Consider the following 2,187-nt stretch of genomic DNA (forward strand, 5'->3'; position numbering starts at 1 on the left):
CTATTCGTTTAAGAAAAATTTATTTGAACGAAACTGATAGAAAAAGATTTAAAGTTTAGAATTCCCTATATCCCTCAAAAGATGGGACTTAAAAATAGAAATCCCAAATTCGAAAGAGTTTGGGATTTTTTATAAAAGTAAAAATGAAAATCCGAAAATTTATAGAAGAATATTTTCAATTTATGTGCATAATAAGTTTTTTACTTAATATTTAGAACTTTGACAAAGGTCAAAAAAATTAAAATTAATTCAATAACTTAATTTAGAATTATAATATAAGTTTTCATTAAAAAACCCTTATCAATTTAATGAAAAGGGTTTTCTTTTTAAGATTAAATTATATATTATTTCGACACTAAAACCGATTTATTATATACATTTTTATCGGTTACTAATTTAATAAAATAAGTTCCAGAAGCCAAGTCATTTGAATTGAATTCAATATTGTATTTTTGACCAGACGAAGCTTGTCCCTTAAAGATTTCGTTTATCATTCGACCATTTAAATCGTAAACCTGAATGTTTACAGAAGTATCAAAAGTCAAACTAAACTCTATTTTAGAAACAGCAGTAACCGGATTTGGATATACAACATAACTCAAAATCGGATTGTCTATATTGACATTATTAGTCGATAAACTTGGATTGGTTAAAACCAAATATCCCAAATCGACTGTTCCGTTTTCGAAATTTCGGTTAATAGCATCAAGTGAATTGAATATATCTATTAATGAATAATTCGAATTTTCGCCACCTAAAACCGAATTTGCAATTTCAAGCATTTGATTTACAGTCATTCCAACAAATATTCCTGAGCTTACAAATAATTCTCCCATTGGAGAAGTTGGAGCAGAAAAGTCATTATTGTTGTTGAATGATAATGTAATAGTAAGCGCAATTGCTTGAGCCGCTAATCCATTGCTATAATTTATTGCAGTCGGATTCTGCATAATTCCAGAATTTAATGCTCCGTAAAAATTGCCTGACGGTAAGAAATTAGAAATTGCATTAGCTGAATCAAAATTCAAAAAACTATTTGCAGATCCAACCATCAAACCATTAGGGAATGAATTTGCAAAATTATCTGCTAAATAACAACCATAACCACCTTCATCAGTACAGGATTCTCCATAAGATGCTCGAGGTAAAGTTACATATCCGCTGCATGATCCATAAGTCAATGTTACCCATTTGTAAGATATACAACCATTTGCATCTGTAACTCTAACTTTCCAAGTACCAGCATGTAAACTTGCTGTTTGAGTATATTGGCTTGGAGACGAATACCATTTGTAAGAATAAGCAGCCGTTCCGCCACTAACAGTTGCCGTTGCAGTACCGTAACCGCCGTAACTAGTTATATTTGTTTTAGTAATTAAAATTGACATTGGTGCAACATTCAAAATCGTAACTGAGCCAGTTGTTGAGCAGCCATTAGAATCAGTTACAGTATAAGTGTATGTTCCAACTGACAATCCTGTTCTAATGAAATTAGTATTTCCGTTATTCCATAATATAGAATGTGTCGGCGTTCCACCACTAGAAACTACAGTAATTGTAGCATTATTTCCGCCACAACATGATGGATTACTTTGTGTAAAAGAACTTACTAATTCCTCAGGCTCTGTTATGGTTACCGAAACACCTACTTTACAACCACTACTATCTGTAATTAATGCTGTATAAGTTCCTGCTATTAAATTAGTTGGATTAAAACTTGTGCCTCCGTTATTCCATAATATGTTATGAGGTGCAGTACCACCAGTTACAGTTACTGTCGCAGATGCTGTATTGCTACCAAAACAATTTACGTTTGTATTTGTAACATTTGTAATCATTGCAACCGCAGAATTTAATACTACAGTTGCAGTTTCTGTACAACCATTAGAATCTGTAATTATCACTGTATAAAGTCCAGCTGATAATCCAGATATTGATGAAGTTGTAGCTCCGTTGCTCCAAGAGTAAGTATATGGTTCAGTTCCACCCGTAGCATATGCACTTGCAGTTCCATTTTCACCAGAACAATCAGGATTAGTATGATAAATACTTTCTTCTATTTTTAATGGTTGCGTAATTTCGACAGAAATATTTGCGGTACAACCATTTGCATCGGTTACAACCGCAGTATAAGTACCTGCTGATAAACCAGTTAAAGCAAAATCGGTACTAGCATTACTCCAAAGA

Annotated in this window: 1 protein-coding gene; it reads right to left on the reverse strand. The window is 32.5% G+C overall.

What is annotated here, in order from left to right; genetic code table 11:
* Positions 1–344: 344 nt before the first annotated feature.
* The coding region (locus tag RMO83_RS16690; protein ID WP_310560835.1) for a T9SS type A sorting domain-containing protein at positions 345–2,187 on the reverse strand (1,843 nt) is incomplete at its 5' end.

This window comes from Flavobacterium sp. (assembly GCF_031423415.1).
Taxonomy (GTDB): domain Bacteria; phylum Bacteroidota; class Bacteroidia; order Flavobacteriales; family Flavobacteriaceae; genus Flavobacterium.